The following is a 6,266-nucleotide window of genomic DNA, read 5'->3' as shown; positions in this document are numbered from 1 at the left end:
AGTCATGAGCTGCTGGCGCGGTCGGCCACGATCATCAGGTACTGGAAGCTGCCGTTCCTGTAGGCCGTCACGAATGCCTCCTCGATGCCCGTGACCAGGTGGTCGGCCTCACTGCGCAGCTCCCAGTACGGGAGCGTGGCCGGGGTCAGGTCCTCGACGTGGACGGGGACCAGGCGGTTGCGGGCCATGGCCCGGAAGTACTCCGAGCGGGGGTGGATGTCGCAGATGTAGTGGGCGTTGATGAGGGACACCTCGCGTGAGGCGCGCCCGTAGGTGTCGTTGTAGCAGCCGGTGATCACCACGTAGCGCCCGCCGCGGCGCAGCAGCCGGGCGTGTTCGGCGAAGAGCAGGTCCAGCTCGACGTACATCGTGGACTCGTTGTTCCAGGAGGCCGCGTACGCACCGGTGGTGAGGCCGGTGTCGAGCATGTTGCGGTGGTGGTACCGCACCTTGGCGTCGATGCCGCGCTGCCGGGCCTGGTCGTTGGCGAAGTCCGCCTGCTTGGCCGAGATGGTCACCCCGTCGGTGTGGCACCCGTACCGCTGGTGCGCGACCACGCTGCCGCCGCCCCGCCCGCATCCGGCGTCGAAGGCCCGGTCGTCCGGTGAGAGCGGTCCGAGACGGGAGGCGAGGAGTTCCGCCTGTGCCTGTTCCAGCCGGTGCAGTTCGCGGGTGATCAGCTCGCGGCGCAGGTCCGGGTCCGTCTCGTCCAGTACCGACCTGTCGGCGGCGCCGATGCCGTAGTGGTGGTGGTACAGGTCGTCGAGCTTCCCGAGTTCGAGATTGACCGGGTTCTCCTCGGCGTTCCAGTAGTCCGCGACGCGGCTCTGGTAGGTGGACTGCGTCGGAACCGGAACGGACTTGGTGCCGGCGTGCACAGTGGTCAACGGTGACTCCTTGCTCTGGGACATCCGATGGCCGGTCAGCTGTCGGGCGGCTGCCGGGATTTACCAGTAGTGCGGCAGGTGGTAGCGGTGGGTGTTGGTGGCGTGCCACTCGTGGTTGCCGGACACCCAGTCGGCCAGACCGTGGGCGTAGCGCTCGATCAGCGGCGAGGCGGCGGACACCACCGCCGACTCCGTCTCGAACGCCTCCATGATCTGGTTGTGGATCTCGACGCTCTTGAGATAGGCGGCCTTGAGCCCGCATTTCTCGTTCGCGGCGACCACTTGGGGCAGGTTGAGATGGTCGGGATCGCTGGCCAGCTCCTTGGTGAAGGAGTACAGGTCGTTGACGATCGTCGTGGCGTTGCAGGCCAGCGCCGTGATCCGCTGGATCTCGGGACGGGCGTAGAGCGCCTCGGGGAGTTCGTAGCCGTCGACGGCGTCGACGATGGACAGGCAGGGGCGGAAGTTGTTGAACTGCCGCATCACCAGGTACTCCCAGACCTCGGGCATGTGCCGTGTCTGCGCCCAGGAGGCCTCGGCGAGGTAGCCCAGGTGCAGCCGGGCGACATCGTGCACGAACCTGGCGGTCTGGCTGGGGCTGGCCAGGGCCGCGTAGTCCTGAAGGGCGTGGTGGTAGGCGCGCAGCGGGTTCTCGGCCTCGACCGCGCTGCGCCACTGCGCCTCGTGCTCCGGCGTGCTGTGGAGGGGGTCGAGAGCCGACTGCGCCACGACCAGCCTGCCGCCCAGGTGGCGCCGGGAGGCGCCCTTGCCCTCGTCCTCCTCGCAGTAGCAGCTGTCGACGATGTTCTCCGCGAGCAGCAGTTTGCCGGCGACGGTGAGGCGCTCCAGGTCGGCCGCCGCGGGGTGCTGCAGGGTCACGGCCCGGCCGCACTGGAACTGCGCGAAGTCCCCGCTCCATTCGGGAGGGAAGAGGTCAAGACCGCGGGCCCAGGTCTCCACCCTCCGGTCGATCTCCGCGGACTTCTCCGGGTCGGCGGGGACGGCGGGACGGTATCTCAGCCCGGGAATTGCGCCGGTGCGCCGGGCGGGCGTGGCCGGGGCGGTGTGGGGCGGGCCCGGCATGGTGAAACCGGCGGCGGTGTTCGCGGACGTGCTCATGGTTGTGTGCTCCACCGGGTCGGGTCGGGTCGGTTGGATCGGCCGGGTCAGTCCGCGGTCCGGCCGAGCTGGACGTTCTCCAGGATCCCGGCCGCGTCGGGGACGAGGATGGCCATCGAGTAGTAGGCGGTGAGCAGGTACTTGGAGACGGCCGCCTCGTCGATGCCCATGAACCGCACGTTCAGGCCCGGTTGGTACTCCTCGGGGATGCCGGTCTGGTACAGGCCGACCACTCCCTGGTCCGCCTCCCCGGTGCGCAGCGCGATGATGCTGCTGGTGTGCTCGTCGGTGACGGGGATCTTCCCGCATGGGAAGAACGGGACGCCGCGCCAGGCCGGGACGTCGTGCCCGTTCACGTTCGCGGTCCCCGGCGTGAGGCCGCGTCTGTTGCACTGCCGGAAGAACGCGGTGATCGCCTTCGGATGGGCGAGGAACAGCCGCGTCTTGCGGCGCATCGACAGCAGTTCGTCCATGTCGTCGGGGGTCGGCGGCCCGGTGAAGGTGCTGATGCGCTGGCCGTGGTCGACGTTGCTCAGCAGACCGAACTCCCGGTTGTTGACCAGCTCCCACTCCTGCCGCTCGCGGATCTCCTCCACCGTGAGGCGGATCTGCTGCCGGGTCTGGTCCATGGGGTCGTTGTAGAGATCGGCGACCCGGGTGTGCACCCGCAGCACGCTCTGGGTGAGGGACAACTCGTACTCGCGCGGCCTCAGTTCGTAGTCCACGAAGCCACCGGGCAGCGCCGGCTCACCGGTGTGCCCGGCCCTGACCGGCACGTCCGCCTCGCCCCTGCGGTTCACCGGCAGCCTCTGACGCTCCGCGTACGCCGTCAGATGAGCGGCCAGCGACGGTACGCGGTCGGCGAACTCCCGGATCACGGACGAGGGCAGGACCAGCACGACTCCCGATGTCTCGGCCCGTACCGAGGCCGGCCACAGCGGATCGGGCCGGGTGATCGCCTCGTCGCCCAGCTGGGCGCCGTCCGTGACGACGCCGAGCACCTCCTCCTGCCCGTACCGGCCGGCGGCGACGCGGGCGAACCGGCCGCGGACGACCAGGTACACCTCGGTGACGGGCTGCCCGGCCTCGACGAGGACCTGCCCGGCCCCGACCTCCCGGGGCCCGAACCGGCCGGCGAGCTCCTGAAGAACGTCCAGGTCCGCGTAGCCGCGCAGCGCGGGCAGTTCGGTCAGGGTCCGGGGGATCACCCTGATGTCGTCCGCGCCGTTGTGCTCGAAGTCGACACGGCCGCGCCCTGTGCGCAGTTGCAGGCGCCGGTTCACCCGGTAGGCGCCGCCCTTGACGTCCACCCACGGCAGCATCCGCAGCAGCCACCGCGAGGAGATGGCCTGCATCTGGGGCTCGGACTTGGTGGTGTCCGCCAGTTGACGCGCGGCCCGGGTACCGAGGCTGGTGGGCACGCGGTCCGTGGGCGGGTCGAGTACGGATCCGTCGGTGCCGGGACCGGCGGCGCTGTCGGGTACGGGCACGAGGCCTCCAGAGCAGTCAGCGGTGTGCGAGGAGCAGGCGGAACATCGACGTCACCACTGACGCCAGGCGGCACCTGCGGCCACACCAGCCAACAGCACCCCATGGCGTACGAGAAGTGCGCGAAGGGGTCGCTTTCATGCGCAAAGGGTGCAAACCTCTTGATCGAGGATCATGAGGGAAGCGCGAATGGGTACGCGCGGGTGGCGTGATCCAAAGCGCCGGTTTGGCCTCGCCGAATCCGGGGCGGGGCCGGCCGTCACGCGAAGGTGATCAGACCTCGACCGGATGGGGGAGCACCGCCGGGGTTTGCGCAGGGAGGCGTCGTACGGCCGGGACGAACAGCAGCGCGAGGGAGGCGGGCACCGCGACGAGGGTCATGGCGAGCAGGGTGGGCCGCACGCCGAGGGACGCCGACACCGGCCCGGCAAGGGCCAGCCCGAGCGGCATGAGCCCTGACGACAGCAGGAAGTCGTACGAACTGACGCGGGACAGGACCGCTTCGGGCACATGCGTCTGCAGCGCCGTCTCCCACAGGGTGAAGAAGACGGAGACGGCGACGCCGGTGACCGCCTCGAGCACCGCGATCAGGGTGAGCGATCCGCCGGATCCGATGATCACGGCCTGGCAGGACGCCACGGCGAGCGCCGCCGCGGCAACGGCCATGGGGCGCGCGACCCTGAGCCGGTAGGCGCACACGTCCCCGGCGATGGCACCGACGCCGAAGGCCGCCACCACGACCGACCAGCTCGCCACACCGCCCCACTCGCGTTCGGCCAGGACGGGTCCCAGCACGAACACCGAGGGCAGCACGACGACGTGGTAGACCCCGATGGCAGCCATCCCGGACCACACCCACGTACTGCTCCGCACATACGCCCAGCCGGCCCGCAGTTCCCCGAAGAAGGTCCCGCCGGCAGCGGGCGGTGCCGTCTCGGGGGCGCCCGCACGAGGCCTCAGCCGGGCCAGGAACGCGGCGCTGACCGCGAAGCTCAGGGCGTCCACGGCCAGGGCGCCGCCCGGTCCGGCCAGGGCGATCAGGCCACCGGCCAGGGCAGGGCCGAGCACGAGACCGGAGGACTGGACGAAGCCGCGCAGGGCGTTCGCCTCCCGCAGCCGGTCGGCACCGACGACCAGGGGCAGCAGCCCGGTCGAGGCGGGCAGGAAGAACGCGTCCGCCGTGCCGAACACGATCATCAGCACGACGAGATGCCGCACCTCGGCGACTCCGGTGAGCAGGAGCACGGCGATGAGCCCCTGGACGGCGAACCGCACCGCATCGGAGACCAGCATGATCCGGTGCCGTCGGAAGCGGTCCGCCCACACTCCTCCCACCAGCGTGAACAGCAGCATCGGCACCAGACCCGCGGCGGTCACCAGCCCGACGTCGGAGGCGGAACCGCCCACCGAGAGCACGGCGAAGGGCACGGCCACGAACGACACACGGTCGCCCAGCACGGACAGGGACTGCCCGATGAACAGGCGGGCGAACTGCCGCTCGTCACGCAGCACGGCAGGGACCAGGGATTTCACGCTGAGGCCGATCAGGAACAGGAGGGACGCGAGGGGGACGGACGCTCGATGATAGGTAAGCCGGGCTGTGTTGGTCGCCTGATTTTGTCCGGTCTCCCCCTCCCCTGCCTTCTGGTCTCCTTCTCCCTTACCTCCGAGGTCATCGACGCTCGGGCGGCCGACGCGGAGGATCGAGGGGCGGCAGCGCGCCGGACCGATGCCGGAGCACCGCACCGACCCTGGGAGCCGTCATGACCGCCTACGCCGTGGGCCACCTTCGTCCGGGACAGGTCGACGAGGAGGTCTTCAGCTACATCGAGCGCATTCAGGCCACCCTCGATCCGTTCGGCGGCCGCTTCATCGTGCACGGCGCGGCCGTGGAGGTGCTGGAGGGCCCGTGGCCGGGGACGGTCGTCATGATCGAGTTCCCTGGCATGGCCGAGGCCCGCGCCTGGTACGACTCCCCGGCGTACCAGGAGATCCTGCCGCTGCGCACCCGACACATCCCCGGGGAGGTGATCCTGGTCGAGGGCGTGGACCCGGGGTACGACGCGGCGCGCACCGCCGCGCGGATGCGGTCGGTGGCCGCGTCCGGTTAGTCCGGCTAGTCCTCGGTCGCCGCGAGGCGGCGCAGCTGCTGGGCACGGGCGGCGGCGTCGCCGGGACCGCCGCGGGCGGCCAGGCGGTCACTCACGCTCTGCCGCATGACCCGCGGCCTGTTGCCGCCGAACTTGAACTTGGCCCGGACGTCCGTGACTTCGAGCCGCAGCCCGCGGATGCCGGGCAGCATCCGGCCGTAGGGCGCCTCGCCAGGGGCGACGTGGGCGTAGTCGCCCTGCGGCTGGAAGTGCGCGAGTTGGAGGTGCAGGAGGTCCGCCTTCTCCTGGGGGTCGTCGATGATGTGGGCACGGCAGACCAGCTGGACGGCGGCGTAGTAGCTGGTGGGGGTGCCGTGCTCGGGCGGGGCGTCGTCGGGGGCGTGCCAGGGGGCGGGGATGTAGGTGTAGTCGTCGACCACGCTGAGTATCGCCTCCGGCCGGGCCTCCAGCGCGCGCCACAGCGGGTTGGGGCGGGCGAGGTGGGTGACGGCCTCGTGTCGTTCCGTGTCGTACGCGAAATGCAGCGGCTGCACGAAGGGTGCTTCGCCGGGAAGGCCGTTCACGGCGAGCTGCCCGAAGTCGTGTGCGGCGAGCCAGTCCTGCCACTCGGCGTCGTCGCGGGCGGCGTCCCAGGGGTGGATGAGCATGGCGGGGCCTCCGT

The 6,266-nt window shown here is 70.6% G+C and carries 6 protein-coding genes; 1 reads left to right on the top strand and 5 read right to left on the bottom strand.

The genetic code is table 11. The features are described from left to right. Positions 1 to 2 precede the first annotated feature (2 nt). From ACFWVC_RS33720 to ACFWVC_RS33705, 4 genes are all read right to left on the bottom strand, one after another. Positions 3 to 887 carry a geranyl diphosphate 2-C-methyltransferase gene (locus ACFWVC_RS33720; RefSeq protein ID WP_384296586.1) on the bottom strand — a complete coding sequence of 295 codons (885 nt, stop codon included), beginning with the start codon at positions 885 to 887 and terminating at the stop codon, positions 3 to 5. Between the two features lie 60 nt (positions 888 to 947). Continuing rightward, positions 948 to 2,006 carry a family 2 encapsulin nanocompartment cargo protein terpene cyclase gene (locus tag ACFWVC_RS33715; protein ID WP_384296585.1) on the bottom strand — a complete coding sequence of 353 codons (1,059 nt, stop codon included), beginning with the start codon at positions 2,004 to 2,006 and terminating at the stop codon, positions 948 to 950. Between the two features lie 47 nt (positions 2,007 to 2,053). Continuing rightward, positions 2,054 to 3,496 (bottom strand): family 2B encapsulin nanocompartment shell protein, encoded by a 1,443-nt coding sequence (locus ACFWVC_RS33710; protein WP_384296584.1) that lies wholly within the window; start codon positions 3,494 to 3,496, stop codon positions 2,054 to 2,056. Between the two features lie 271 nt (positions 3,497 to 3,767). Beyond that, entirely contained in the window at positions 3,768 to 5,027 is a 1,260-nt protein-coding gene (locus ACFWVC_RS33705) for an MFS transporter (RefSeq protein WP_384296583.1), read from the bottom strand. Positions 5,028 to 5,257: 230 nt separating this feature from the next. Between ACFWVC_RS33705 and ACFWVC_RS33700 the strand changes: the two genes are divergently transcribed. Continuing rightward, positions 5,258 to 5,605: a DUF1330 domain-containing protein gene (locus ACFWVC_RS33700; protein ID WP_384296582.1), complete on the top strand. Its 348-nt coding sequence runs from the start codon at positions 5,258 to 5,260 to the stop codon at positions 5,603 to 5,605. Positions 5,606 to 5,610: 5 nt separating this feature from the next. Here ACFWVC_RS33700 and ACFWVC_RS33695 read toward each other — a convergent pair whose 3' ends face one another. Then, complete coding sequence (locus tag ACFWVC_RS33695) at positions 5,611 to 6,252, bottom strand: FMN-binding negative transcriptional regulator (RefSeq protein WP_384296581.1); 642 nt, start codon at positions 6,250 to 6,252, stop codon at positions 5,611 to 5,613. Between the last annotated feature and the right edge of the window lie 14 nt (positions 6,253 to 6,266).

This window comes from Streptomyces sp. NPDC058691, assembly GCF_042714775.1.
Classification (GTDB): domain Bacteria; phylum Actinomycetota; class Actinomycetes; order Streptomycetales; family Streptomycetaceae; genus Actinacidiphila.
Note: the sequence above shows the minus strand (reverse complement) of the source record. Positions and strands in the feature narration are given on the sequence as shown.

Coding starts and splice junctions, on each gene's coding strand:
- ACFWVC_RS33715 (WP_384296585.1), bottom strand. CDS start 2,006: ATGAGCACGTCCGCGAACACCGCCGCCGGTTTCACCATGCCGGGCCCG.
- ACFWVC_RS33700 (WP_384296582.1), top strand. CDS start 5,258: ATGACCGCCTACGCCGTGGGCCACCTTCGTCCGGGACAGGTCGACGAG.
- ACFWVC_RS33695 (WP_384296581.1), bottom strand. CDS start 6,252: ATGCTCATCCACCCCTGGGACGCCGCCCGCGACGACGCCGAGTGGCAG.